Annotated in this window: 23 protein-coding genes, 1 tRNA gene, 1 pseudogene and 1 riboswitch; of the genes and pseudogenes, 16 read left to right on the forward strand and 9 right to left on the reverse strand. The window is 75.1% G+C overall.

Going from position 1 to position 24,183, the window contains the following annotated elements:
* Window positions 1-31 precede the first annotated feature (31 nt).
* Window positions 32-1,222: a homogentisate 1,2-dioxygenase gene (locus GTY84_RS20135; RefSeq protein WP_161227697.1), complete on the forward strand. Its 1,191-nt coding sequence runs from the start codon at window positions 32-34 to the stop codon at window positions 1,220-1,222.
* 185 nt (window positions 1,223-1,407) lie between these two features.
* On the opposite strand, the gene GTY84_RS20140 is transcribed toward GTY84_RS20135, so the two are convergent.
* Entirely contained in the window at window positions 1,408-2,262 is an 855-nt protein-coding gene (locus GTY84_RS20140) for an NmrA/HSCARG family protein (protein WP_161227698.1), read from the reverse strand.
* A gap of 463 nt (window positions 2,263-2,725) precedes the next feature.
* Between GTY84_RS20140 and GTY84_RS20145 the strand changes: the two genes are divergently transcribed.
* Window positions 2,726-3,844: a CE1758 family FMN-dependent luciferase-like monooxygenase gene (locus tag GTY84_RS20145; protein WP_161227768.1), complete on the forward strand. Its 1,119-nt coding sequence runs from the start codon at window positions 2,726-2,728 to the stop codon at window positions 3,842-3,844.
* A 6-nt stretch (window positions 3,845-3,850) separates the two neighbouring features.
* Window positions 3,851-4,459 carry a CE1759 family FMN reductase gene (locus tag GTY84_RS20150; RefSeq protein WP_161227699.1) on the forward strand — a complete coding sequence of 203 codons (609 nt, stop codon included), beginning with the start codon at window positions 3,851-3,853 and terminating at the stop codon, window positions 4,457-4,459.
* A gap of 167 nt (window positions 4,460-4,626) precedes the next feature.
* Here the strand turns inward: GTY84_RS20150 and GTY84_RS20155 are convergent, their stop codons facing one another.
* Window positions 4,627-5,100, reverse strand: a complete 474-nt coding sequence (locus tag GTY84_RS20155) for an excalibur calcium-binding domain-containing protein (protein ID WP_161227700.1) — start codon at window positions 5,098-5,100, stop codon at window positions 4,627-4,629.
* Window positions 5,101-5,402: 302 nt separating this feature from the next.
* Entirely contained in the window at window positions 5,403-5,666 is a 264-nt protein-coding gene (locus tag GTY84_RS20160) for a metal-sensitive transcriptional regulator (RefSeq protein ID WP_161227701.1), read from the reverse strand.
* Window positions 5,667-6,061: 395 nt separating this feature from the next.
* On the opposite strand from GTY84_RS20160, the gene GTY84_RS20165 reads away from it, so the two are divergent.
* The 6 genes from GTY84_RS20165 (at window position 6,062) to GTY84_RS20190 (ending at window position 11,279) form a co-directional block, all read left to right on the forward strand.
* On the forward strand, window positions 6,062-7,450 hold the full coding sequence (locus GTY84_RS20165) for an MBL fold metallo-hydrolase (protein WP_161227702.1): 1,389 nt from the start codon (window positions 6,062-6,064) through the stop codon (window positions 7,448-7,450).
* Window positions 7,451-7,585: 135 nt separating this feature from the next.
* Complete coding sequence (locus GTY84_RS20170; protein ID WP_161227703.1) at window positions 7,586-8,191, forward strand: rhodanese-like domain-containing protein; 606 nt, start codon at window positions 7,586-7,588, stop codon at window positions 8,189-8,191.
* Between the two features lie 473 nt (window positions 8,192-8,664).
* A complete protein-coding gene (locus GTY84_RS20175; protein ID WP_202551452.1) occupies window positions 8,665-9,030 on the forward strand; it encodes a rhodanese-like domain-containing protein in 366 nt (121 codons plus the stop codon).
* Window positions 9,027-9,770, forward strand: a complete 744-nt coding sequence (locus GTY84_RS20180) for a sulfite exporter TauE/SafE family protein (RefSeq protein ID WP_161227705.1) — start codon at window positions 9,027-9,029, stop codon at window positions 9,768-9,770. Before GTY84_RS20175 ends, GTY84_RS20180 begins: the two co-directional genes overlap by 4 nt.
* Before the next feature lie 171 nt (window positions 9,771-9,941).
* Window positions 9,942-10,067: riboswitch (cobalamin riboswitch) on the forward strand.
* A gap of 61 nt (window positions 10,068-10,128) precedes the next feature.
* The gene (locus GTY84_RS20185; protein WP_202551453.1) at window positions 10,129-10,533 is read left to right on the forward strand and encodes a (2Fe-2S) ferredoxin domain-containing protein; all 405 of its coding nucleotides are present in this window, start codon (window positions 10,129-10,131) and stop codon (window positions 10,531-10,533) included.
* 35 nt (window positions 10,534-10,568) lie between these two features.
* Window positions 10,569-11,279, forward strand: a complete 711-nt coding sequence (locus tag GTY84_RS20190; RefSeq protein ID WP_161227706.1) for a (2Fe-2S)-binding protein — start codon at window positions 10,569-10,571, stop codon at window positions 11,277-11,279.
* A gap of 181 nt (window positions 11,280-11,460) precedes the next feature.
* Here GTY84_RS20190 and GTY84_RS20195 read toward each other — a convergent pair.
* Window positions 11,461-11,534, reverse strand: a tRNA-Pro gene (locus tag GTY84_RS20195).
* Window positions 11,535-11,631: 97 nt separating this feature from the next.
* On the opposite strand from GTY84_RS20195, the gene GTY84_RS20200 reads away from it, so the two are divergent.
* The gene (locus GTY84_RS20200) at window positions 11,632-12,189 is read left to right on the forward strand and encodes a DUF309 domain-containing protein (protein ID WP_161227707.1); all 558 of its coding nucleotides are present in this window, start codon (window positions 11,632-11,634) and stop codon (window positions 12,187-12,189) included.
* 111 nt (window positions 12,190-12,300) lie between these two features.
* Complete coding sequence (gene cobF, locus GTY84_RS20205) at window positions 12,301-13,074, forward strand: precorrin-6A synthase (deacetylating) (protein ID WP_161227708.1); 774 nt, start codon at window positions 12,301-12,303, stop codon at window positions 13,072-13,074.
* Between the two features lie 232 nt (window positions 13,075-13,306).
* Here the strand turns inward: cobF and GTY84_RS20210 are convergent, their stop codons facing one another.
* Window positions 13,307-13,867, reverse strand: a complete 561-nt coding sequence (locus tag GTY84_RS20210; protein WP_161227709.1) for a DinB family protein — start codon at window positions 13,865-13,867, stop codon at window positions 13,307-13,309.
* A 292-nt stretch (window positions 13,868-14,159) separates the two neighbouring features.
* Window positions 14,160-15,347: a thiolase family protein gene (locus tag GTY84_RS20215; RefSeq protein ID WP_161227710.1), complete on the reverse strand. Its 1,188-nt coding sequence runs from the start codon at window positions 15,345-15,347 to the stop codon at window positions 14,160-14,162.
* Between the two features lie 785 nt (window positions 15,348-16,132).
* Between GTY84_RS20215 and GTY84_RS20220 the strand changes: the two genes are divergently transcribed.
* The 4 genes from GTY84_RS20220 (at window position 16,133) to GTY84_RS20235 (ending at window position 20,674) form a co-directional block, all read left to right on the forward strand.
* Window positions 16,133-16,837 carry an endonuclease gene (locus GTY84_RS20220; RefSeq protein ID WP_202551454.1) on the forward strand — a complete coding sequence of 235 codons (705 nt, stop codon included), beginning with the start codon at window positions 16,133-16,135 and terminating at the stop codon, window positions 16,835-16,837.
* A gap of 238 nt (window positions 16,838-17,075) precedes the next feature.
* Window positions 17,076-17,921 (forward strand): hypothetical protein, encoded by an 846-nt coding sequence (locus tag GTY84_RS20225; RefSeq protein ID WP_161227711.1) that lies wholly within the window; start codon window positions 17,076-17,078, stop codon window positions 17,919-17,921.
* A 454-nt stretch (window positions 17,922-18,375) separates the two neighbouring features.
* Window positions 18,376-19,779, forward strand: coding sequence for a glutamine synthetase family protein (locus GTY84_RS20230; protein ID WP_161227712.1), 1,404 nt, complete (start codon window positions 18,376-18,378; stop codon window positions 19,777-19,779).
* 358 nt (window positions 19,780-20,137) lie between these two features.
* Window positions 20,138-20,674 carry an NUDIX hydrolase family protein gene (locus tag GTY84_RS20235; protein ID WP_202551455.1) on the forward strand — a complete coding sequence of 179 codons (537 nt, stop codon included), beginning with the start codon at window positions 20,138-20,140 and terminating at the stop codon, window positions 20,672-20,674.
* A 77-nt stretch (window positions 20,675-20,751) separates the two neighbouring features.
* Here GTY84_RS20235 and GTY84_RS34015 read toward each other — a convergent pair.
* A pseudogene (locus GTY84_RS34015) lies at window positions 20,752-21,037 on the reverse strand (amino acid permease); the annotation flags it as partial.
* Window positions 21,038-21,579: 542 nt separating this feature from the next.
* Between GTY84_RS34015 and GTY84_RS20245 the strand changes: the two are divergent.
* Window positions 21,580-22,596 carry an aldo/keto reductase family protein gene (locus GTY84_RS20245; protein WP_161227714.1) on the forward strand — a complete coding sequence of 339 codons (1,017 nt, stop codon included), beginning with the start codon at window positions 21,580-21,582 and terminating at the stop codon, window positions 22,594-22,596.
* A gap of 114 nt (window positions 22,597-22,710) precedes the next feature.
* Here GTY84_RS20245 and GTY84_RS20250 read toward each other — a convergent pair whose 3' ends face one another.
* Complete coding sequence (locus GTY84_RS20250) at window positions 22,711-23,934, reverse strand: cytochrome P450 (RefSeq protein ID WP_161227715.1); 1,224 nt, start codon at window positions 23,932-23,934, stop codon at window positions 22,711-22,713.
* Window positions 23,931-24,161 carry an MbtH family protein gene (locus tag GTY84_RS20255; RefSeq protein ID WP_161227772.1) on the reverse strand — a complete coding sequence of 77 codons (231 nt, stop codon included), beginning with the start codon at window positions 24,159-24,161 and terminating at the stop codon, window positions 23,931-23,933. Before GTY84_RS20255 ends, GTY84_RS20250 begins: the two co-directional genes overlap by 4 nt.
* Window positions 24,162-24,183: the final 22 nt, after the last annotated feature.

Raw genomic sequence — 24,183 nt, forward strand, 5'->3', positions numbered from 1 at the left:
GCACTGTGTCGCCGATTATCGGAGAACCTAGATGGTCTACTACCAGCGGCTCGGCACTGTTCCGCCGAAGCGCCACACGCAGTTCCGGAAGCCCGACGGCGAGTTCTACTACGAGCAGATGCAGGGTGAAGAAGGCTTCGCCTGGAACCAGTCGTTCCTGTACCACCAGAACCCTCCGACTGTGATCACCGGCGCCGAGTCGGTCGACCAGGCCGGGCCGCCCAGCGTCGCCAACGAGCCCCTGCTCCCCCGGCACCTGCGCACCCATGAACTGGCCCCGGCCACCGACGCCGTCCTCGGCCGGCACCGCCTGATGGGCAACAGCGACCTCACCATCTCCTACGTGCACGCCACCGAGAGCAGCGGTCTCTACCGCAACGCGGTCGGTGACGAGCTGGTGTACGTCGAGGCGGGCGGGGCGGTCGTCGAGTCCTCCTTCGGCGAACTCGAGGTGCGCGCCGGTGACTACGTCGTCATCCCCACCTCCACCACCCACCAGTGGCGGCTGACCTCCGAGAGCCTGCGCCTGCTGATCGTCGAGTCCAGCGGCGGCGGCCACATCCGCCCGCCCAAGCGGTTCATGTCGCCGCTCGGCCAGTTCCTCGACGGCTCCCCGTACAACGAGCGCGACGTGCGCGGTCCGTCGCGGCTGATCGAGACGCGCACCGGCCCGGCCGACGTCCTCGTGCGCACCCGCACCGGCGTCACGCGCTACAGCTACGCCTTCCACCCCTTCGACGTCGTCGGCTGGGACGGGTACAACTACCCGTACGCCCTCAACATCGCCGACTACATGCCCTCCACGGGCGCCCTGCACCTGCCGCCGCCGACGTACATCACCTTCGAGGCCCCGGGCTTCGTGATCTGCTCCTTCGTCCCGCGGATGTTCGACTACCACCCGGAAGCGGTCAAGGTGCCCTACGCGCACGCGAACGTGGACTCCGACGAGGTGCTCTTCTACACCGGCGGCGACTTCATGAGCCGGGCCGGTTCCGGCATCGACCAGGGCTCCATCTCCCTGCACCCGGCGGGCTACATCCACGGTCCGCAGGCGGGCAGCCTGGAGAAGTCGCTGTCGGCCGAGCGCACGGAGGAGACCGCGGTCATGATCGACACCTTCCGCCCGCTCTTCCTCGGCGAGGCCGCCGCCGGCATCGAGGACGCCGACTACCCGTGGAGCTGGGCGCACGGCTGGGGTCAGGACGTCACCGGAGCACGGTGACCGACCCGGACGGGCACCCGGACGGCCCGTCCGTCACCCGCCGCAGCGGCCGGGGGCCCGGTTCCGGCACGGCTCGGAACCGGGCCCGGCGGCTCCGGGCCGGCCGCGCCCGCCGGACGACGACGGCGCCGGCCGCGAGCGCCGCCCGGACCTCCGGTGCGGCCGGGAGCCGGAGCGGTCGTGCCTCATCCCGCGAGGGCGGGCTCCCCCGCGACCCACGAGGCGAAGTTCGTCCACCCCACGTCCGGATGGGCGGACCTGAGCGCCGCGATGTCGACCTGGTAGCCGTGGTCGCGCAGGAAGGTCCACATGGCGCCCATGTCGTCGCTGCCCGCGTACACGGAGGAGAGGGGAACACTCACCGGACGCACCTGCCGCCCCAGCGCCTCGCCCACGTCCGCGGCCATCTCCGCGGGCGTCGGTTCGTCACCGGCGAGTTCGATCCGCCGGTGCACATGGGGCCCCGGGTCCCGGACCAGATGCGCGACGAACTCCCCCAGGTCGTGCCGGGCCACCTGCTGGAGCCGCTGGTCCGGCGCGAGCGGCAGCGGCAGCCTGCCGTCCCTGAGCGCGGCCGTGTCCCCCAGGATGTTGTCGAAGAAGTACGTCGGCGCGACGACCGTCCAGTCGAACCCGGACTCGTGGAGCACGGCCTCGGTGCGGTGCTTGCTGTCGAAGTGCGGCACCCCGGTCTCCCGGTCGGCCCCCGCCACCGAGGAGAAGACCAGGTACGGCAGCCGCGCCGCGTCGGCGGCGGCGACGATGGCCCGGCCCTGGCCGACCTCCGCGTCGATGCCCTCCTCGAAGGGGGTGGTGAGGGCGAACGCCGCCCGGACCCCGGTGAACGCGGCGGTCATGCTCTCCGCGTCCCCCATGTCCCCCGCGACCACCTCGGCACCGCGCCGCCGCAGGGCCTCCGCGCGTCCCGAACCGGGAGACCGCACGACCGCCCGCACCGGCACCCCCTGGGCCAGCAGGGCGTCGACGACCGCGCCGCCCTGCCCGCCCGTCGCTCCCAGAACCGCCACCGAACCGCTCATGACCCGTCAGCTCGCTCTCACCATCGGAAAGGGGCCGGGCGCCCGGTTCGCCCGGCGGTGCGCCCGGGGCTGCCGGGCCCGCCGCCGCGTCCGGGTCCTTCCCGCGCCGTACGGCCGCCGCGCCCGGGGACGGCTCCCCGGAGACCCGGGAAGGGTCTCCGGCGGGCCGGGCCCCTGAGGCATCGGCTCCCCGCCGGGTGCCCCTCCCGCGCGGGGCGGAACGCCCGGGGCCGTACCGCGCACGGCAGCCGGGGCCTGTCCCGGGAGGCCGCCCGGGGCCGGTCCCGCACGGCCTCCCGGGGTCCGCGCCGTTCACGGTTGCGGGATGCCGGGGGGTGGAGGAGCGTGGTGGCGGGGGACCGACCCGCGCCGGGGACCGACCCGCGCCGCGGGGGAACGGGGGGTACGCGGGTGAGCAAGTGATCCGGAGGAATCGCTCATGGAACCCTCCTCGGCGGACGGCATGCAGTTCGGGATCTTCACCGTCGGCGACGTCACCACCGATCCCACCACCGGCGTCACACCCACCGAAGCCCGGCGCATCCAGGACACGGTGGCCATCGCGAGGAAGGCCGAGGAGGTCGGCCTGGACGTCTTCGCGACCGGCGAGCACCACAACCCGCCGTTCGTGCCGTCCTCCCCCACCACCCTGCTCGGCCACATCGCCGCGCTGACCGAGCGGATCGTGCTGTCCACCTCGACGACGCTGATCACCACCAACGACCCGGTCAAGATCGCGGAGGACTTCTCGGTCCTCCAGCACCTGTCCGGCGGGCGCACCGACATCATCCTCGGACGGGGCAACACCGGCCCCGTCTACCCGTGGTTCGGGCAGGACATCCGGCAGGCGATGCCGCTTTCCGTCGAGCACTACACACTGCTGCGCAGACTGTGGCGGGAGGAAGTGGTCGACTGGGAAGGGGAGTTCAGGGGCCCGCTACAGGGCTTCACCCTCGCCCCGCGCCCGTTGGACGGCGTTCCGCCGTTCGTCTGGCACGGCTCCATCCGCACCCCCGGGGTGGCCGAACTCGCCGCGTACTTCGGCGACGGCTTCTTCGCCAACCACATCTTCTGGCCCGCCTCGCACACCCAGCGCATGGTCGAGCTCTACCGCACCCGGTTCGAGCACTACGGCCACGGCAGCGCACGCCGGGCCATCGTGGGCCTCGGCGGCCAGATCTTCATGCGGCCCAACAGCCAGCAGGCGGTGGACGAGTTCCGCCCGTACTTCGACAACGCCCCCGTCTACGGGCACGGACCGTCCCTGGAGGACTTCAGCACGCTCACCCCGCTGACCGTGGGCTCCCCGGCGCAGGTGGTCGAACGCACCCTGGGTTTCCGCGAGTACGTCGGTGACTACCAGCGCCAGCTCTTCCTGATCGACCACGCCGGACTGCCGCTGCAGACCGTCCTGGAGCAGCTCGACCTGCTGGGCGAGGAGGTCGTGCCCGTGCTCCGCAAGGAGTTCGCCGTCGGCAGGCCCGCCGACGTGCCACCGGCGCCGACGCACGCCCTGCTGCGCGAGCGGACCCTCGCGGAGGCGGGTGCCGGGACCGGCCCGGACACCGGAACGAGGAGCTGATCCGCCATGACGGGACTGGTCACCCTCAGCAGCGGCCTGCGTCAGCCCTCCTCCACCCGGCTGCTGGCCGACCGGCTGGAGTCCGCGACGCGGGCCGCGCTGGAGGCCGAGGGGCGGACCGTGGACGCCACGATGCTGGAACTGCGGCCCCTGGGGCACGACATCATGGACGCGATGCTCACCGGCTTCCCCTCCGAACGGCTGGAGGCCGCCTTCGGGGAACTCGCCGGGGCGGACGCCGTGATCGCGGTCACCCCCGCCTTCAACGCCTCCTTCAGCGGGCTGTTCAAGTCGTTCTTCGACGTGCTGCCCGAGGAGACCCTCGCGGACATGCCCGTCCTCATCGGCGCCACCGGCGGCACCGAACGCCACTCCCTGGTGCTCGAACACGCCCTGCGGCCGATGTTCTCCTATCTGCACGCCATCGTCTCGCCCCGCGGGGTGTACGCGGCGACCGACGACTTCGGCACGGCCTCGGCGGGCTCCGCGCTGGCCGCCCGCGTCGACGCCGCGGCGGCCGACTTCACCCGGCTGATCGCGGGATGCGGTCCGCGGACCCGGCGCAGCGCCGACGACGAGGACCTGACGAGCATGCGCGCGCTCCTCGGCGGCTGACCGGCGGAAAGGCCACCGTCCGTCACACCGGGCGGAGGACACGTCCCCGTCCGGCGAGGGCGCGCCGCGGCCCCTCCACCGGGCGGGCCGGACGGCCCCCGCGCCCCGGCGCGGCGATCGGTTCCGTCCGCGCCGTCCCGCCGCGGCGGGACGCTGTCCGCCGCCCTCTATCCCCGGTCGCAGCCGACGCCGTCGCCGTCACGGTCCAGGTGGGAGGCGTAGCCCGGCTCGCCGCGGTGGACGGGGGCGGCACCGGCGGCCCGGGCGGCGGCGCAGTTCCGGTAGTACACGCTGCTCCCGCCGCCGCCGTCATCGCTGTCGTCGCCGTAGCCGCCGGCGGCGGGCCGCTCGGTGACGGTCTCCGTCACCTCCACCTCGACCTCGACGGTCTTCGTGACGGTGGGCGCGGGCTCCGGCTCGGCGGTGGGGCTCGCCGTGACCGTCGCGGTGGCGGTGGCGGTCACCGTCGGGGCCGCGGCGGGCTTCGCGTCGTCCCGGGAGCCGGAGTCGGAGTCGGCGCCCGCTCCGACGCCTATGAGGAAGACGAGCCCGAGAGCGGGGAGGACGTACCGCTTGCGGGCCCACTTGGGGGCGACGCGCCCCGGGGTGGACGGCGGCACGGGAGCGTATGGATTGGTCATTGATCCCCCGTCAGATGGATGCGGATCAGAGGACGTTAGCGCTCACGTGAAGGAAATGTGAAACCGTGACCCGGCGTTCGACCGCCGGTCCGCCCGCGGCCCGTCACCGTGCGGCGGGCACGGCCGGCGGCGGGGCGCACCGGCGGGGACGGGGGCCGCGACGCGCATGACGTCACGCGTCCGCGGCGCCGAGGTCCGGAACGCGACTCGCACCCACCCGCCCGGCGCGCCACCCACGGGGGGAGCGGTCGTGCGCGGCGGGGCCGGAGGGCCGACGGCCGCGCCGCGGGCCCCGCGGGTGGTCACGCCAGGGTGAGGAAGAGCTTCTCCAGTTCCTCCTGCGACATGGGCGGGGCATCGGAGTCCCCCGTGAGGCACTGCCGCATCCCATTGGCGACGATCTTGAAACCGGCCCGGTCCAGGGCACGGGAGACGGCGGCCAGCTGCGTCACGACATCCTTGCAGTCGCGGCCCGCCTCGATCATCGCGATCACGGCGGTGAGCTGCCCCTGGGCCCGCCGCAGGCGGTTCAGGACGGGCTGCGTCGATTCTTCGTCCATGCGCACGCGATCCTCCTTCGGTCTCGACAATAATACCCGGAGGGGTATTCACCCCCGGCCCCCACCGACCGCTCCGGCGGATTCACCGACGGGGTCCGCGGTCGCGGCGGCGAGAGGCACCCCTCCGGGCGCACACCGGCCGACGCACCCCCGCCCCCCCCGGAGCCCGATACCCCCCAGGGTATTTGACATCGCGGGCGGCACTCCGTACGGTCGAATCAGCGATACCCCATAGGGTATCCATTCCACGGTCCGGCACTCACGGCCGCCGCCAGTCGATTCCCGGCGGGCCGAGAGCCGTGCGCGACCGCCACCCCCGTGCGTCCACCCCCGCACCGGGCCGCCCCGCGATCTGCTGAATACCCCCAGGGGTATAGATCCCGTCCTGTTCCGGAGGTTCCGTGTTCTTCTCGCAGTACTACCTCGAGTGCCTGTCCCAGGCGTCGTACATGATCGCCGACGAGACCACCGGCCAGGCCGTGATCGTGGACCCGCGCCGGGACGTCTCGGAGTACCTGAACGATGCCGAGGCCCACGGCTTCACCGTGGTGGGCGTCATCAACACGCACTTCCACGCGGACTTCGTCGCCGGTCACCTGGAGGTGGCCGACCGCACCGGCGCGTGGATCGGCTACGGACGCCGGGCCGAGACCGAGTACGCGATCCGCAAGCTCGCCGAGGGCGACGTCATCGGCCTCGGCGACGTGACGCTGAAGATCATGGAGACGCCGGGCCACACGCCGGAATCGATCAGTGTCCTGGTGTACGAGCGCGCCGACGACGCCGTCCCGTACGGCGTGCTGACCGGTGACGCGCTGTTCATCGGCGATGTCGGCCGCCCGGACCTGCTGGCCTCGGTCGGGGTCACCGCCGACGAGCTGGGCGCGATGCTGCACGACAGCGTGCAGAACAAGCTGATGGGGCTGGCCGACGACGTACGGGTCTTCCCCGCCCACGGCGCCGGCTCGTCCTGCGGCAAGAACCTGTCGACCGAGCGGCAGTCGACGATCGGCGAGCAGCGCGCGACCAACTACGCGTGTGCGCCGATGAGTCAGCGGGACTTCGTCGCCCTCGTGACTGCCGGGCAGTCGGCGGCCCCCGGCTACTTCGCCTATGACGCGGACCTCAACCGCAGGGAGCGGGAGCTGTTCGACCCGGCGAGCGCGTCGCGGGCGCTGGACGTGGCGGACTTCCTGGCCCGGCGCGCGGCGGGCGCGGTGGTGGTCGACGCACGTGATCCGCAGGAGTTCGCCGCCGGTCATGCGCGCGGCGCGGTCAACGTGCCCGCGGACGGCCGCTTCGCCGAGCAGGCCGGCACCGTGCTGCCGTCCGGTGCGGAGCTGCTGGTCGTGGCGCCGGAGAACCGGGAGGAGGAGATCGTCACCCGGCTCGCCCGGATCGGCTTCGACCGGGTCGCCGGATACCTGGCCGCACCCGACGAGGCGCTCGCCGCGATGGCCGACGAGGTCTCCCCGGCCAGCCGTCTGACCGCCGTCCAGCTCCGCGCCGAGCTGGACGGACCGAACCCGCCGGTCGTCGTCGACGTCCGCAACTGCGGCGAGCGCGGCGAGAACGGGTTCATCGAGGGTGCCCTGCACATCGCCCTGGGTGAGCTGCCGCGCCGCCTCGACGAGATCCCGCGCGACAAGCCGCTGGTCCTGCACTGCGCGGGCGGTCACCGCTCCTCGATCGCCGCGAGCCTGCTGCGCCACCACGGCTTCGACGACGTCTCCGACGTGCTCGGCGGCTGGTCCGCCTGGGCCCTGGCGAACACACCCGCCGCCACCTGACCCCGACGCCTTCCCACTCCGACCGCCGGCGTCCCGCACGGGGCCTCCTCGTTCCCGGCGCTCCCCTGCGGGCCCGCCCGCTCCCCCACGTCCCGTCCCGTTCCCGTTCCCCTTCCCCTTCACGGAGTAGTCCTCATGACCACCGACGCTTCCCGCACCCCCGTCTTCACGCCCGCCGCCCTTCAGCACCTGATCGAGACCGGCGACGGCCCCCGTCTGATCGACGTGCGGACGTCCGGCGAGTTCGAGACCGGTCACATCCCCGGCGCCCACAACGTGCCCCTGGACACCCTGCGCGAGCACCGCGCGGAGCTGCGCGGGCACCTGGACGAGGACGTGGTGCTGGTCTGCCGCGCCGGGTCCCGCGCGGCGCAGGCCGAGGAGGCGCTCGCCGAGGCGGGCCTGCCGAACCTGCGGGTCCTCGACGGCGGCATGATGGCCTGGGAGGCCTCCGGCGCCCCGGTCGACCGCGGCCGACAGAGCTGGGCGCTGGAGCGTCAGGTCCGGCTCGTCGCCGGCTCGATCGTGCTCGTCAGCGGCGTCGTGGGGTTCTTCGTCCCCGGCGTGCACCTGATCGGCACCGCGATCGGCGCCGGGCTGACCTTCGCCGCGCTCAGCGACACCTGCGCCCTGGGCATGATGCTGTCCAAGCTGCCGTACAACCGGGGTCCGCGCACCGATGTCGGCACCGTCGTCGCCTCTCTGAGGAGCGGTTCCCGGGCATCGAAGAGCGGGGCCTGAGCGTTCCCCACCCGCCCCGGCCGACGGTCCCGCGCCGAGCACCGCCCGGGGATCCCGCTCGCCGGCCATGACCCCCTTCCCCGGTCCCGTCGGTCCCCCTGCCGGCCGGGGGCCGGACCCGGCGGGCGACAGCGGGCGCGGGGGTCGGGCCGACGGCGGGACCTGCCGCATGGACGCCGAGCGGGCCGACGGGCGCACCCGCCGCTCGCACGCCGAGCGGACCGCCGAGAGGTCCCGGCAGTCGTTGTGGGCAGGCGCCGCGGGAACACCCCACCGCCCCTCCTGCACGCCGCCGCCGGTGAGGCGGTCGCCGCCGTCCGGCGGCTCCGCCCCGCCACCGCCGCCGGGACGGCCCGACGTCACCGGCCGAGCGGGCGGCCGGTACCGCGTCCGGCCCCGAACAAGCGGTGGCCGCCCCGGCTCCCGCACGAAGCACCCGCACCACCGCACCACCGCACGAAAGAGGTCCCGTGATGTTCCCGTTCTCCCGAGACAAGAAGCGCGTCACCGTCGAGGAGGCCCGTCGCCGCACCCGGGGCACCGACGCCCCGGACGTCCTGCTGGACGTTCGTGAGCGGGGCGAGTGGGCCGCCGGGCGGGCGCCCGGCGCGGTGCACGCACCGCTGTCCGCCCTGGTCGCGGGCGCGGCACTGCCGAAGGCTGCCCTGGGGCGGCCGCTGACGGTGATATGCCGCAGCGGGAACCGCTCGCGGAGGGCCGCCGAGCTGCTCCGGGCGCGCGGCGCGGAGGCGGTGGACGTCAGGGGCGGCATGGAGCAGTGGGCCGCCGCCGGATACCCGGTGGTCGGCGGAAGCGGCGACGAGGGCTCGCCGGCATGACCGCCCTGGTCCTCGCTCTGGTGGCCGGGGCCGTCGTCGGCCTGGCGCTCGGCGGCCTCGGCGGTGGCGGCAGCGTCCTGGCGGTCCCCGCCCTGACCTATCTGATCGGCATGGAGCCCGCCGAGGCGATCACCACCAGCCTGATCATCGTCACCCTGACGTCCGTCACCGCGCTCGCCGGGCACGCCCGGGACGGCAACGTGGCCTGGCGGACCGGGCTGCTGTTCGCGGCGGCGGGCATCGTCCCCGCCATGCTCGCCGGTACCGCCGCCGGTCGTCTGCCCCAGGCGGGGCTGACCCTCGCCTTCGCCGCCGTCGCGGGACTCGCCGCGCTGCGCATGCTGCGTCCCACTTCCACCACGGCCGGGGGCGAGGTGCGCCCCGTCGAGGCCGGCGCCGCCGGTGCCGGGCTCGGCGCCGTGACCGGGCTGCTGGGTGTGGGCGGCGGATTCCTCGCCGTGCCCGCCCTGACCCGGGTGCTCAGCCTTCCGATGCGCCGGGCCGTCGGCACCAGCCTGCTGGTCATCACCGTCAACTCCCTCGCCGCGCTCGGCGCGCGGGCCGGTACCGGGGTCCATCTGGACTGGGCCGTCATCGCGCCCTTCACCGCCGCCGCGATCCTCGGTGCCTGGGACGGCAGACGCCATGCGCGCCGGCTCAGCGGCAACACGCTGCAGCGCGTCTTCGCCTACGCGCTGCTCGCGGTCGCGGCCTTCATGCTCGCCGACGCGTTCGTCTGATCCCCTCCAGCCGCTTCCGTCCCGCCTGCCGTCCCACCCGGTGCCGGTCCCGGGTCGTCCGCGTTCCCGAGCCGTGCCACCGCGCGGGCCCTCGCCACCGGGCCGGGTGGGGCACCATGGCGCGGGCGCGCCCCGCGATGGCAGGATGGCCGGCGACAAGGGCGACGGCGGAACGAGGAAGCCGGTGTGAATCCGGCGCGGTCCCGCCACTGTGATCGGCGAGCGGATCCTGACAGTGCCACGGCCCCAACGGGCTGGAAGGCCGGGACGAGCATCGACCCGAGAGCCAGGAGACTCACGCGGTCGCCCCCTCGACGAACCCCGGGGCGGATCTCCCCGGAGAGAGGAACGGCACCGCATGCCAGCGACGCCGACCGGACGAACCACTGACGGCATCCCCACCGGAACGGCGAACGGCCCCGTGCCGTGCCGTGTCGTCGTGTGCCGCGACTGCTGCTGCGGCAGTCCCAAGGTGACCGGCGTCGACCACGCCGCCCAGACGGCGCGGCTGCGCGCCCAGGTGCCGGTGCGGGTGTCCGCCTGCCTGGACGTCTGCGACCAGGCCAACGTCGTCGTCGTGCTGCCCTCCGCCGCGGGCCGCGCCGCCGGTGCCCGGCCCGTCTGGCTGGGCCTGGTCAACGACCGGGACGCGACCGAGGACATCGCCGCCTGGGCACGCGCCGGCGGACCGGGCGTCGCGCCCCTGCCGGACATCCTCGACCTCTACGCCATCACGCCGCCGCGACGGCGTACGGCCTCCTGACCGTGCGGACGGAGAACCGGGGAGGAGGCACAGACGTGCACCGGGCCCGCGCCTCGGCCGCGTCCGTCACCGCCGCGCTGCGGGACGTGGCGGGTCTCGGCGGCTTCTTCGCCCTGCGGACGGGCGGCCGGGACCACGGCTGGCACCCGGTCGCCCGTTCCTACGCGGAGGGCTTCTCCGACCTCGCCGAAGCCGTCGCCCGCCGCCACCGCACCGGGGAGCCGCGCGTCGACGTCTCCATAGCCCAGCTCGGCCACGCCGCACGCCTCTGGTCACCGGCTCTGGCCTGCGTCGTCCTGCACGGGATCGTGCTCGACCTCGACGGGCTGCAACGGGCCGACGACGGGCCGGCCCTCCGGCTGCCCAGACCGGCCGGCCTGCACGTCGACCGGCTCGACGACGGCCCCGCCCACGCGCTGTACCAGCAGGTGACACGCCATCTGTCGGCACTGGCCGACGGCCTGCGCGTCAAGGTCGCCCCGCGGCTGCTGGACGGCAACTCGGCGTCGGCCCTCGCCGGAGCGGCCCAGGCCCTGCTGGGACACCGCCCCGCCGCGCGCGGCCCGCTCACCGACCTCACGACCACGCTGCTGGACACGGGGCGTCTGGCGGGCACCGGTACGCTCACCGGCCCCGACCTCACGTTCCGCCGCCTGAGCTGCTGTCTCTACTACCGCGCGCCGGACGGCTCGAAGTGCGGCGACTGCGGACTCGCCGACCGCGCGCGGGGGCGGGCGCCGCGATGAGGCACGCCGGAGCGGGCCGGACAGCGGTCCGCCCGGCCGCCCGGCGCAGCTCCGCCGGGAACGGTCGCCCTGACCCGTCGGCCCAGGGCCAGGACGCCCGTTCCCGGCCGGTGCCCGGGAATGGCCGAGGGCCGGTCCCGGATGACTCCGGAACCGGCCCTCGGCCTGCGACTGTCTCCAGTCGGGACGACAGGATTTGAACCTGCGACCCCTTGACCCCCAGTCAAGTGCGCTACCAAGCTGCGCCACGTCCCGGTGGTGGTTCCGCGCGGTGGGCGCGCGGTCACGCGGAGCACTGTACCCCAATCACCCGGTCATCCCGAAGCCGACGGAAGCGCGGGACAATCGGGGTATGGACAGTCCGAGCGATCTTCCGAGGGACGCCGGCGGCGTCCCGCCCCGCCCCGTGGCCGCGCGGGAGCGTGACGCGCGGGACCGCGACGCGCTGGGGCGGGCCCGCAACGCCCGGCCGCGTGACGGGCTCGGGCGGCCCCTGCCGTACGGCGCGCCCGGGGTGGAGCGGCAGCCCGAGGGGGTGGTGCGCACGCCCGACGAGACCGTCGGTGAGGCGCAGCGGCTGCTGGACGACGGCCGGCCCTTCCACGCGCACGAGGTGTTCGAGGACGCCTGGAAGTCGGGTCCCGCCGGGGAGCGGGAGCTGTGGCGGGGCATGGCCCAGCTCGCCGTGGGGCTGACGCACGCGGCGCGCGGCAACGCCGTCGGCGGCGCCAGGCTGCTGCGGCGCGGCGCCACCGCGGTGACCCGGTGGACGGCGTCAGACACCGGGCGGGAGCGGCCGTACGGTCTTGATGTCGCCGGACTCACCTACTGGGCAAGGGAGTTGGCCGAGGAGGTGGACGAGGGCGCGACGGTGGACGCGGGCGCGCGGGCGCCCCGGCTGCGCGGCTGAGCGCACGGGGGCCTCCCGGCGCGGGGGACGGCACCCGGCGGCCGGGCTCCTCACCCGCCGTGGGCGCCCCCCGGTACCGACGGTGTCCGCGGGGTACGGCAGACTCGGGGCGTGCGGAAGATTCATGTCATCGGTATCGGCGCGGGCGACCCGGATCAACTGACCCTCCAGGCGGTCAGGGCGATGCGGGACACGGATGTGTTCTTCGTCCTGGACAAGGGCGAGGTGAAGGCCGACCTGACCCGGTTGCGCCGGGACATGCTGGAGACCCATCTGCCGGAGGGGTCGTACCGGGTCGTGGAGGCCCGGGATCCCGACCGGGACCGCACGGCGGGCGGCAGCGCCTACGTCGCGGCCGTCGACGACTGGCGCGGCGCCCGGTCCGAGATCTGCGAGCGGCTGATCGCCGACGAGCTGGCCGAGGACGGCACCGGAGCCTTCCTGGTGTGGGGCGATCCCACCCTGTACGACAGCACACTGGCCGTTCTGGACGGGATCCTGGAGCGCGGCGAGGTCGCGTTCACCTACGAGGTCGTACCCGGCGTCAGCAGTGTCTCCTCGCTGGTGGCCCGGCACCGCACGGGGCTCAACCGGGTGGGACGCCCGGTGCAGATCACCACCGGGCGACGGCTCGCGGAGGGGCTTCCCGAGGGGGTGGACGACGTGGTGGTGATGCTCGACGCCCACCAGACCTTCCGCCGGTACGCGGACCAGGACATCGACATCTACTGGGGCGCCTACCTGGGCACCCCGGACGAGATCCTGGAGTCCGGTCCGATCGCCGAGGCCGGACCGCGCATCGAGCGCCTTCGCGCGGAGGCCCGGGAGCGCAAGGGCTGGATCATGGACACCTATCTGCTGCGGCGCCGTCCCGACGACGCCTAGGGCCGGAGGGCGTCGGGGGCCGCGGAGGCGCCGCCCCGCCGGTCCGTCACTCCTCCACCCGTTTGCCATTGTTCGCCGCTCCCGTCCCCGGTGCGCCGCCGGGCCGCGCGGGCATCCGTTCCCTGACGCGGCGGGCGCCCTTCCGGGGACTGTCCCCACCGACCGGGTGCGCGCCCGTGCCGACCGGGCGGCCCCGGGCGTTCGCTCGGTCGCGGGCCCCTGGGCGCCACGGTCACCGCAGGGGGCCGGCGGCCCGTTGCAGCCGGAGCTGGCCGATCTCCGCGACGTTCTTCATCAGTTCGGCGTTCACCCAGGCGGCCATGTCCGCGACCGAGTACGCCGGGTCGTCCTGCGGGGGGAACGCGGCGGTCGCGTCCAGGTCGGTGGCGGTGAGGCCGCCCAGCGCGGCGAGCCAGTCGGCGCGCAGGCCGCGCAGCCATTCCACGGTCGGTGCGCCCTCGCCCGGCCAGACGACGGCGTCGCGCTCCCGGGGCGTCCTGCCGTGGGCGTGATCGGCGGCCACGCTCCACCACCAGCCGATGTGCCAGCTCAGCCAGCCGATGGTCGGCACGGGGACGGGATCGGGCTCGGACTCCGCCCAGTCCGGCGCCCAGGTGCCGTCACCGGCCCGGCGCATCGTCCAGCAGACGCCCGCGGGCTCCCACAGGAAGTCGTCGGGTTCCAGCCGTTCCAGGTGGTACTCGAACAGCGCCCAGGTCAGGTCGAACTGCCGGCGCAGCAGCGCGGTCACGTGGTTCGGGGCGGGGGCGTCGGGGTGCGGGGAAGCTGTCATCGGCCGACCTTCGCACACCTTCCGGCGGCCACGGAACCGGGTATCCGGTGCCCCGGCCCCGCCCCACCCGTCCGGCCCCAACTCCATTCGCCGCGCGTGGTGTTATGGCCTTCGTCGGTGGTCGCGACGGCCGGTGACGGCCCCCGCCGGCTGCCCTCGGGTCTTCGGCCTGCGGAGCTCCCGGCGGCGGCCCTCGTCCACCCGGTGTCACCGGGACCGCGCGCCGATCGCACCTCCCCGGTCCGCACCTCCCCGTCCGCCCCCTGCCCCGTCCGTCCTCCCGGCCCGGGTATCAGGCCCGTTCCACCAGCACCGCGCTGCCCTGGCCCACGCCCACGCACATCGTGGCGAGCCCGCGGGCGGCTCCCGTGCGGCGCATCCGGTGGAGCAGGGTGGTGAGGATGCGGGCGCCGGAGCAGCCGAGGGGGTGGCCCAGGGCGATGGCACCGCCCGTGGGGTTCACCAGGTCGGGGTCGATGCCGAGTTGGTCCACGCAGGCGAGGGCCTGGGCGGCGAACGCCTCGTTGAACTCGGCCTCCGCGAGGTCGTCGACGCTCCAGCCCGCGCGGGCGAGGACCCTGCGGGTGGCGGGCACCGGCCCGATGCCCATCACGTCGGGGGGGACCCCGGCCGAGCCCCCGGCGACATAGCGGCCGAGCGAGGCCAGTCCGAGGTCGTTCAGCGCCTCCTCACTGACCAGGAGGAGTCCGGCCGCGCCGTCGTTCATCGGGGAGGCGTTGCCCGCGGTGACCGTGCCGCCGGGGCGGAAGACCGGCTTGAGCCGGGCGAGTCTGTCCGCGGAGGTGTCCTCGCGCACGCACTCGTCCCGGTCGACGACCACGCCGTCGGGGCGTTCCACCGGGAGCAACTCGTCGTCGAAGTACCCCTTCTCCCGTGCTCCGGACGCCAGTTGGTGGCTGCGCAGGGCGAACTCGTCCTGGCGTTCGCGGGAGACGCCGTACCGCTCGGCGACCTCCTCGGCGGTCTCGCCCATGGCCAGCAGACCGTGGAGGTCCTTCATCGCCGGGTTGACCAGGCGCCAGCCGAGCCGGGTGTCGGCGGTCTCCATGCGGTGCGGCAGGGCCTCGTCCGGGCGGGGCAGCACGAAGGGGGCCCGGCTCATGGACTCGGAGCCGCCCGCCAGCACGATGTCCGCCTCCCCGGCGGCGATGGCGCGGGCCGCCGCGGTGACGGCCTCCATCCCGGAGGCGCAGAGCCGGTTCACCGTCGCGCCCGGCACCGAGTCGGGGAGCCCGGCGAGCAGCACGGCCATGCGGGCGACGTTGCGGTTGTCCTCCCCGGCCTGGTTGGCGGCGCCCCAGTAGACCTCGTCGATGCGGGCCGGGTCGAGCGCGGGCACCCCGGCGACCAGATCGCGGATCACGGCGGCGGCGAGGTCGTCGGGGCGCACCCCGGACAAGGCGCCGCGGAGCTTGCCGATCGGGGTGCGGCGGGCGGCAGCGAAGTGGACGGGACGCACGAGGGGTCTCCTGTTCGTCGTCGCTCGGTCACCGGGCGGAGGGGCGCCCGCCGGTCTCCCGAGCCTGTGCTGCTCCGGGTCCTCCCGGAGTTAATTAGCACCGCTAGTTTCGGACTATAGACCGCCGAACGACACCCTGGGAAGATCCTCCGGGAGACAGCCGTGCGGCGCGCACCGGGACCCCGTGGGCGGACCGGAACACACCCTCCCCTCCTCGACGCGACCTCCGCCCGCCCGCCCCGCACCTCACCGTCGCGCCTCGCCCCGCCCTGCCCTGCCCCGCACCGCACCGCCCCGGCGCGAACGGCGCCCCAGCCCGGCCACGGCGTACGTCTCCCCCTCCAGCCCGTTCCGAGCCCGCCCGTCCAGCGCGCCCCCCTCGGACATGCCTCCGGCCGGCACGGCCCACCCCGGTCGGACACCGCCCGCCCCCTCCGGCACACCCCGGTCGAAGCCCGCCCGCTCACCCACGTTCCGGTGCGGACGCAGCCCCTCTCCTCGGACACCCCCCGCCCGGCCGCACCCCGACGGCCTCGGCCGCCGCCTGCTCCCCGGGCCGCAGCCCCGTCCGTCCCCCCGGGTCACCTCCCCGAAGGCCCGCTCGGGGCGAACCCCGGCGACGCCCCGCACCCCGCGCCCCGTACCCCGCGCCTCGTAACCCGCGCCTCGTAACCCCGCGCCCGGCGTCCCCGCCCCGCGCCCCCGCGTTTCCCGGACCCCGCCCCGGGCACCCGCCCCGCACCAACGGCCCGGAGGGCGCGCCCGCGCCAGGAGAGGGGCACCCCATGACAGAAGCCCCACGGACCGGCGCGGCGGCCTCCCGCCGTACCGCCGGGTCGGCGTCCGTGCGCGGCGACGCGCGCGTCGTGCGGGAACTCGTCGCCGCGCACGGGCGGACGTTCGCCGAGGAGGCGGGCATCCGGCTCAAGGACACCCCGCAGCCCCTGTACCGGCTGCTGGTCCTCGCCCATCTGCTCAGCGCCCGTATCCGCGGCTCGGTCGCCGTGTCCACCGCCCGCGCGCTGTCCGAGGCGGGTCTGCGCGACCCGCGCCGGATGGCGGACGCCGACTGGCAGGAACGCGTGGACGCGCTCGGCCGCGGCGGCTACCGGCGCTACGACGAGCGCACCGCCACCCAACTCGGCGAGGGCGCCGAACTGCTGCTGGACCGGTGGCACGGCGATCTGCGCCGGCTGCGCGGGGAGGCCGACGGCACCGCGGCGGAGGAACGGCGGCTGCTCCAGGAGTTCCCCGGGATGGGACCGGCGGGGGCGGACATCTTCCTGCGCGAGGTCCAGCGGGTCTGGCCGGAGGCGGCGCCCCGTCTGGACCGCAAGGCCCTGGAGGGAGCCGGGCGCCTGGGCCTGCCCGAGAACCAGGACCGGCTGCTCGGTCTGGCCGGGCGCACGGAACCGGCGGTACTGGCCGCCGCCCTTGTGCGGGCGGCGGTGGAGAAGGACATCACCCGGGACTCGCTCACCGCGGCGTGACCCGGGCCCGCCGTCCGCGTCCGGGCGCCACCGCCGCGCACGGCCCCGGGTCGGGGCGGCCGTGCGCGCCCGGCACCACCGCCCCGCCCCCCGGATCGGGGCGGCCGTCCGCGTCCGGCACCACCGCCCCGCACACCCCGGATCGGGCTCGTCCCCCGGTCGGGCCCCGTGCGCTGGTGGGGGCGCGGGCGGGGTGATGCCCTGGGGACACCGTGCCGCGTTCCCAGGAGGCCCCGTCATGAGCCGTCGACCGCCCCGCCCCGTCCGTCTCCTCGCCTCCGCACTGGCGGCGGGCGCGCTGCTGGCCGTGGCGGCCTGCTCGGACGGCGGCTCCGGGGCCGCCCCCGACACCGCCGAGCAGGCCCGCCCGGCCTCCGCCGCCGTCGTGCCGCCCGCCGCGGACGAGGCCGCCGCCTCGCCCAGTGCCTCCCCGGGCACACTCACCCGGGCCGGGGCGAAGGCCGCCCTGATCACCGAGGCGGACCTGGAGGCCGACTGGACCCAGGTCGACGACGCGGACACCTGGCGCGACTCCCTGCTCGTCGGCAAGGTCGACGTCGCGGACTTCCTCACCGCGAAGGCCGACGCGCAGGACTGCCAGAAGCTGCTCGACCGGCTCTACTCCCAGGAGGCCCTGGGCAAGCCGTCCGGCGCCTCCGCCGTCACCGGCTTCCGGCAGGGCGACTCACGGCTGTTCGAGCAGGTCGCCGCGTACGACGGCGCGCTCGACGACGCCTGGAAGTGGTTCGGCTCGCTGCCCCGGACCTGCGACGAGTTCACCACGACGGGCGGCCCGGGCGGCAAGCGGACCGTCCAGGTCATCGAGACCCCGATGCCCGAGGTGGGCGACGCCCGCCAGGGCCTGCGCGTCACCGTGAAGGGCACCGCCAACGGCGAACCCACCACGCTCACCCTGGACGTGGCCGCCGTGCGCGTGGGCGACAACGCCCTCACCGTCACCGGCGGCGGACTCAGCGGCGGCCAGGCGGAGTCCGTCTCGCGGGGCGTGAAGCAGGGCACCGAACGGCTCAAGACCGTCCTCGCGGGCGGGACACCCAGCCCGAACCCCTCCGAGTTCGACTGACCCCCCCGGCGCCTCCCGTTCCGGGAGCCGGAGTCCGGCCGCACCCGGGGCCCGGCGACCTCGGTCCGCCCTCGCGTGCTGACCCTCCGGGGACCCGGGCCCGAGGCGCCGGGGTCCTCCCGGGGGCAGAACTCCCTTCCGGAGCACCGGGATTCACCCGGGTCCGTTCCGGATCCGAGCCCCGTCCCCGGGTTCCGGCCTCCATCCCCCGCCGCGGCCCCGGGCACCGCCCCTCACCCCCGGCCGCGCCCCGGCGCAAACACCCCGCGCCGGAGCCGCGGCATCCGGCCCCGTCGCCCGGGCCGCCCCCTGCCCCGGCCTCCCTCACCTCCCACCGCCCGAACGCCCCCGCGGCCTCCGGGGTGAGCGATGGACACGGATGTTCCCCTTCCGTTTCCAGGACAGGAAGATCACCCGGCGGCACAATGGTCCCGTCCGACCGTCCTGGAGGAGTATGACCACCCTTGCCGACCCCGTCCCCGGCGGCCGTCCCGGTGATGTCGAGCGGGCCACGGCCCTGTGCGGCGAACTGTCCGCGCGGGGCGTCCACGGTGTCGTCCTCGCCTGTACCGACACCGCCGGGATCACCCGGGTGAAGACCGTCCCCACCGCGAAACTTGCCTCCGCGGCCGCCTGGGGCGTCGGCATGTCGCCGGTGTTCGACACCTTCCTGGCGGACGACTCCCACGTGGCCACGGACGTGCTCGGCTCCCCCGACGGCGATCTGCGCCTCTACCCGGACCTGGACCGGCTGACCGTGCTGGCCGCGCAGCCCGGATGGGCCTGGGCCCCGGTGGACCGGATCACCCAGGAGGGGGAACCGCACCCGGGCTGCGCCCGGACCGCGCTGCGCCGGACCGTCGCGGACGCCGCCGCGCGGCACGGCCTCGCCTTCCGCGCCGCCGTAGAGGTCGAGTGGATGCTCGGCCGGGGCGACGCGCCCGGCGGCGCCTTCGTGCCCGTCGCCCCGGGACCGGCGTACGGGGCCGTCCGGCAGGTGGAGCTGAGCGACTGGGCCGCCGAGTTGCTGTCGGCGCTCGCCGCGCAGGGCGTGGACGTGGAGCAGTTGCATCCCGAGTACGCGGCGGGCCAGTTCGAGGTCTCGGTGGGCGCGCTGGACCCGGTGGCGGCGGCCGACCGCAGCCTGCTGGTCCGGCAGACCGTGCGCGCCGTGGCCCGGCGGCACGAGCTGCGCGTCTCCTTCGCTCCCGCCGTCGGCGCCGAGGGCGTGGGCAACGGCGGGCACCTCCATCTGTCGGCGTGGCGGGACGGGCGGAACCTGCACGCGGGCGGCGACGGCCGGTACGGCATGACCGCCGAGGCCGAGTCGTTCCTGGCCGGGGTGCTCGCCCATCTCCCGGCGCTGACGGCCGTCACGGCGCCCAGTCCGGCGAGCCGGCTGCGGCTGCGGCCCTCCCAGTGGGCGGGGGTGTTCACCGCATGGGGCCGGGAGACACGGGAGGCCGCCCTGCGAGTGGTCACCGGCACCGTCGGGGTGCGCGAGCGGGCCGCGAACCTGGAGATCAAACCCGTCGACCTGGCGGCCAACCCGTATCTCGCGCTCACCTGCGCGATCGCCGCCGGGCTGGACGGGATCGCCTCGTCGGCGCCGCTGCCCGGGGAGATCACCGGCGATCCCGCCCGGCTGGACCCGGCCGCGGCGGCGGCCCTGGGGGTGCGGCGGCTGCCGGAGTCGCTCGCGGAGTCCGTCGAGGCGTTCCGGGCGGACCCGGTGGTGCGGGGCGCGCTGGGCCCGGTCCTCTTGGACGCCGTCGTCGCCGTGCGGCGGGGGGAGATCGCGGCGGCCGAGGGGCTGGACGACGAGCGGCTGGCGGCGGCCTACCGCTGGGTGTACTGAGATGCCCGCCGCGCCCGGGGACGCCCACCGGAGGCCGCTCCGGTGGGCGCACCACCGCCCCGGCGCCGGGCCGTTCCGCGACCGGCGCACCGCCCCGGCGCCCGGGAGTGGCCGGATCCCATCGCCCGGAGTCCCGCCGCCCCGGCCACGGGGATGCCGGGTCCGCGGGCCGGCGGCGGGCCTCCGTCACGGGGGTCCGCCGCCCACGGGCGGACGGGGCCGGGGGCGCGCGGAGGTGGGAGGAGGGCGCCGCGAGGGGGGAACGGCCGCGTGCCGTACGAAGGCTGGGCGGCGTGGGGACGGTCACAGTCCTGTACGGCGACCAGGAAGCACGAGACCCTGAAAGTATGATCAAGCGATGTCTGACATGACCGAAACCACACCGGGCTGGCTGACGAACGACGAGCTGGAAATGGCCAGAGCCCGTATGCCGATCCTGTACGTCGAGGCCGTGCCCGTGCGCGTCGACGACAGCGGGGAAGTCACCAGCGTCGGCCTGCTGCTGCGCATCGGGCCGGACGGCACGGTCAGCCGGACGCTGGTCTCGGGCCGGGTCCTGCACCACGAACGGGTGCGCGACGCGCTGCTGCGCCACCTGGAGAAGGACCTCGGTCCGGTGGCCCTGCCCCGCGTCCCGTCCTCGCTCCAGCCGTTCACGGTGGCCGAGTACTTCCCCACCCAGGGAGTGACGGCCTACCACGATCCACGGCAGCACGCCGTGTCGCTGGCCTACGTGGTACCGGTGACCGGTGACTGCCGGCCCCGCCAGGACGCCCTGGACCTGGTCTGGTTCAGCCCCCGCGAGGCCCTGTCCCCGGCGGTGCGGAACGAGATGCCCGGCGGCCACGGCATCCTCCTCAGGCAGGCCCTCGCCCATGTGGGCCACGTGGACTGACCACGGCGGGGTGCGCGCCGCGCCACCGGCGCGCGCCCCGGCCCGGGGCCCGAGGGCACCGGCCGCGCGGACGCTCGGGGCACGTGGAACGGCACGCCGGTGACGACGATCCCGGGCAGCGGCCGCAGGGGGCGGCGCAGCCGGGCGGCGGTCCTCCTGTGCAGCGGGCGGTGGCGCGGCCGCAGGGTGGCGATCTCCGGGAGGATCACCGTGATGGTGAGGTCCGGGGGCTGCCGGTGGAGCGCCTCGACGCAGTGGATCAGCGGTGCGACGGTCGCCCGGTACGGGGAGAGGACGGCGTGCGCGGCAGGTGGTCGCGCACCGGACGGTCCACTGCTCGCGGAACCTGCGCGCCTCCTCCTCGTCGAGCCCCGGCAGGGCACCGAAGGGCCCGGGCGGCACGAGGTCCCGCTCCTCCCCGTGCTCTTCGCCGTGGTGGCCGTCGCGGTCATGGCCGTGGGGACGGGCCTTTCCCACACCGCCCGGTGCGGACAGGGCGGGGCCGGATTCCGGTGACCCGTCCGCGGGTGCACCCGCCCGGCGGCATCGCGGACCTTCCGCGGCGCCGCCGCCCGGCCGCGCCCGGCCGGCCGGTACGCGCCCCCGCCCGGGGCGGCTCCCCGCGGCTCGGGGTCGTACGGAGGGCGGGTGGCGCCGGCCCCCGTGGCACCCCTCGACCGGTGGCGCCGTCGGCCGACCGGCGGTACGGCCGACCGGCGGTCCGGGCGAGCGGCGGTCCGGGCGAGCGGCGACGCCCCGCCCCGGCTACCGCCCCGAGCGCCCCCGGAGTAGCTGACATGACGTCAATGCACTTCTGTCTCAAAGAAGTTGGATGCCAACTCGCCGCCGCCACCGGTTGCCGCAAGCGGCGTCGGCGGGCCGGGGCGCGTTGCTAGCGTGGCCGCATGAAGTTCAGTCATGTGGGGAGCAGCGGGCTGGTCGTGAGTCGGCTGGCATACGGCAACTGGCTGACCAGGGGGCCTTCCAGGAACGCGGAGACCGATCAGGAGTGCGTCCGGGCGGCGCTGGACCTGGGCATCACCACCTTCGACACGGCGGACCTCTACGCGGACGGCGCGGCCGAGGAGTCGCTGGGGCGGGCCCTCAGGGGCATGCGCCGCGAGGGGGTGGAGGTACTCACCAAGGTGTTCGGGCCCACCGGCCCGGGCCGCAACGACATGGGGCTCTCCCGCAAGCACATCAGGGAGTCCATCGACGGTTCGCTGCGCCGCCTGGGCATGGAGTACGTGGACGTCTACCAGGCGCACCGGTACGACCCCTCCACTCCGCTTGCGGAGACCATGGAGGCGTTCGCCGACGTGGTGCACTCGGGCAAGGCGCACTACATCGGGGTGTCCGAGTGGACCGCCGGGCAGATCCGGCGCGGCCACGCCCTCGCCCGTGAGCTGAGGATCCCGCTGGTCTCCAACCAGCCGCAGTACTCGGCCCTCTGGCGGGTGCCCGAGGCGGAGGTGATGCCCGTCTGCGAGGAGCTGGGGATCGGGCAGTTCGTCTGGTCGCCGCTGGCCCAGGGGGTGCTGACCGGCAAGTACCTGCCGGGGCGGAGCCGTCCCGAGGGGTCGCGGGCCGCCGACGCCAACGACGGCAGCGAGGTGCTGACCCCGTGGCTGAAGGACGATGTCCTGGAGCGGGTCCAGCGGCTGCGCCCGGTCGCGGACGGACTCGGGCTGACCCTGGCACAGCTCGCCCTCGCCTGGGTGCTGCGGCACCCGGGCGTGTCGTCCGCCGTGCTGGGCGCCTCCCGTCCGGAGCAGCTCGCGGACAACGTCAAGGCCCTGGAGGCCCGGCTCGACGACGGGGTCGTGGCGGCCGTGGAGGAGGCGCTCGGCCCGGTGGCGAACCGGGACCCGGCCGCCACCGAGAGCAGCAGCCCCACCGATCCGGAGTGGCGGCTGTCCTGACACGGCGCGGAACGCCCGCCCCTCATCCGGCCGGACGCGGTCGGCAGGGGGCGGGCGTTCCGCGATGCGGGAAGGGGCGGGGCGTTCCGCGGTGTCAGGCCGCGGGGCGAGGGCTCACCAGGCGACCGGCATCCGCAGCAGGCTGCGCACCTGCATCCCGTCCTTCCACTCCAGGCGCTCCACCGGCACCGCGTACCGCAGGTCCGGGAAGCGGGTGAGCAGGGCGTCGATGGCGACGAGCAGCTCCAGCCGGGCCAGCGGGGCGCCGAGGCAGCGGTGGATGCCGTAGCCGAAGCCCAGGTGCGGGTTGGGCTCCCGGGCCGGGTCGAAGCGGTCCGGGTCCTCGAAGACCGCCGCGTCCCGGTTGGCGGAGGGGATGGCGGGCAGCACCGACTCGCCCGCGCGCACCAGCGTCCCGCCCAGTTCCACGTCCTCGCTCGCGTAGCGGGCGAAGGTGACGTGGGAGATCAGGGGGACGTAGCGCAGGAGTTCCTCGACCGCGCCGGGCAGCAGCGCGGGCTCCGCCCTCAGCCGGGCCAGCTCGGCGGGGTGGGTGAGCAGGACGTGGAGGGAGTCGATGAGCTGGGAGGACACCGTCTCGTGCCCGGCGATCAGCAGCACGCTGGCCAGCTCGACCAGTTCCTGCTCGGAGAGCTTGTCCTCCTCGTCGCTGGCCCGGACCATGGCGCTGATCAGGTCGTCCTGCGGCTCCGCGCGGCGGCGCGCCATCAGTCCGCCGATGTACGCGTACAGCCGGTCGGTGTCGTCCTCGATCTCCTCCGGTGACATCACGGTCGTGGCGGAGAAGGCGTCGAGCCAGCCGCGGAACTGCTCGCGGTCCTCGAAGGGCACCCCCAGCAGGTCGCAGATGACGGTGCCGGCGAAGGGGACGGCGAAGCCCTCCATCAGGTCGGCGGGGGCGCCCTCCTTCTCCAGGGCGTCGATCAGGGAGGCGGCCTCCCGCTCGATCCCCGGGCGCAGCCGCTCCACCCGGCGCATGGTGAAGACCTTGGCCAGCAGCCGCCGCAGCCGGGCGTGGTCGTGGCCGTCCATACCCAGGATGCTGGTGTGGATGGGCAGCGGGGTCAGCCGCGACTCGTCGTGCTCGGCGGCCAGGGCGCGGCTGAAGCGGGGGTCGCCGAGGATGGTCTTCATGTCGGCGTGCCGGGTGACCAGCCAGGCGTCCTCGCCGTACGGGCAGGAGACCCGCAGGACGGGCTCCTTCTCCCGCAGCCGCTCGTAGAGCGGGTCGACGTCGAGGGCGACGGCCTCGGTGAAGGGATAGGCCGGGGGGCCGTCCGTCGGGCAGGACTGCTGGGAAGCGGTGCTCTCGTTCATGCGGTGCGGGCCTCCGGGAGTCGGGCGGGCGGGACGGCGAGGCTCCTGGGCCGCAGATCGGTCCAGTTCTCCTCGACGTAGGCCAGGCAGGCGGAGCGGGCGGCAGGTCCTTGGGCGGTGCGCCAGCCCGGGGGGACGGGGGTCGTGGCCGGCCACAGGCTGTGCTGGCCCTCGTCGTTGACCAGGACCAGGAAGACGGCGTCGGCGTCGTCCCAGGGGTTGCTCACACTCACGGGTGTCGTCCTTCCA

This window comes from Streptomyces sp. SID8352 (genome assembly GCF_009862265.1).
Lineage (GTDB): Bacteria > Actinomycetota > Actinomycetes > Streptomycetales > Streptomycetaceae > Streptomyces.

What these genes read in the sequence shown, in the direction of transcription:
- GTY84_RS20230 (WP_161227712.1), top strand. Translation starts at nt 18,376, where the DNA reads ATGACCACCCTTGCCGACCCCGTCCCCGGCGGCCGTCCCGGTGATGTC.
- GTY84_RS20235 (WP_202551455.1), top strand. Translation starts at nt 20,138, where the DNA reads ATGTCTGACATGACCGAAACCACACCGGGCTGGCTGACGAACGACGAG.
- GTY84_RS20135 (WP_161227697.1), top strand. Translation starts at nt 32, where the DNA reads ATGGTCTACTACCAGCGGCTCGGCACTGTTCCGCCGAAGCGCCACACG.
- GTY84_RS20250 (WP_161227715.1), bottom strand. Translation starts at nt 23,934, where the DNA reads ATGAACGAGAGCACCGCTTCCCAGCAGTCCTGCCCGACGGACGGCCCC.
- GTY84_RS20225 (WP_161227711.1), top strand. Translation starts at nt 17,076, where the DNA reads ATGAGCCGTCGACCGCCCCGCCCCGTCCGTCTCCTCGCCTCCGCACTG.
- GTY84_RS20245 (WP_161227714.1), top strand. Translation starts at nt 21,580, where the DNA reads ATGAAGTTCAGTCATGTGGGGAGCAGCGGGCTGGTCGTGAGTCGGCTG.
- GTY84_RS20185 (WP_202551453.1), top strand. Translation starts at nt 10,129, where the DNA reads ATGCCAGCGACGCCGACCGGACGAACCACTGACGGCATCCCCACCGGA.
- GTY84_RS20170 (WP_161227703.1), top strand. Translation starts at nt 7,586, where the DNA reads ATGACCACCGACGCTTCCCGCACCCCCGTCTTCACGCCCGCCGCCCTT.
- GTY84_RS20140 (WP_161227698.1), bottom strand. Translation starts at nt 2,262, where the DNA reads ATGAGCGGTTCGGTGGCGGTTCTGGGAGCGACGGGCGGGCAGGGCGGC.
- GTY84_RS20175 (WP_202551452.1), top strand. Translation starts at nt 8,665, where the DNA reads ATGTTCCCGTTCTCCCGAGACAAGAAGCGCGTCACCGTCGAGGAGGCC.
- GTY84_RS20220 (WP_202551454.1), top strand. Translation starts at nt 16,133, where the DNA reads ATGACAGAAGCCCCACGGACCGGCGCGGCGGCCTCCCGCCGTACCGCC.
- GTY84_RS20145 (WP_161227768.1), top strand. Translation starts at nt 2,726, where the DNA reads ATGCAGTTCGGGATCTTCACCGTCGGCGACGTCACCACCGATCCCACC.
- GTY84_RS20180 (WP_161227705.1), top strand. Translation starts at nt 9,027, where the DNA reads ATGACCGCCCTGGTCCTCGCTCTGGTGGCCGGGGCCGTCGTCGGCCTG.
- GTY84_RS20150 (WP_161227699.1), top strand. Translation starts at nt 3,851, where the DNA reads ATGACGGGACTGGTCACCCTCAGCAGCGGCCTGCGTCAGCCCTCCTCC.
- GTY84_RS20155 (WP_161227700.1), bottom strand. Translation starts at nt 5,100, where the DNA reads ATGACCAATCCATACGCTCCCGTGCCGCCGTCCACCCCGGGGCGCGTC.
- GTY84_RS20210 (WP_161227709.1), bottom strand. Translation starts at nt 13,867, where the DNA reads ATGACAGCTTCCCCGCACCCCGACGCCCCCGCCCCGAACCACGTGACC.
- GTY84_RS20200 (WP_161227707.1), top strand. Translation starts at nt 11,632, where the DNA reads ATGGACAGTCCGAGCGATCTTCCGAGGGACGCCGGCGGCGTCCCGCCC.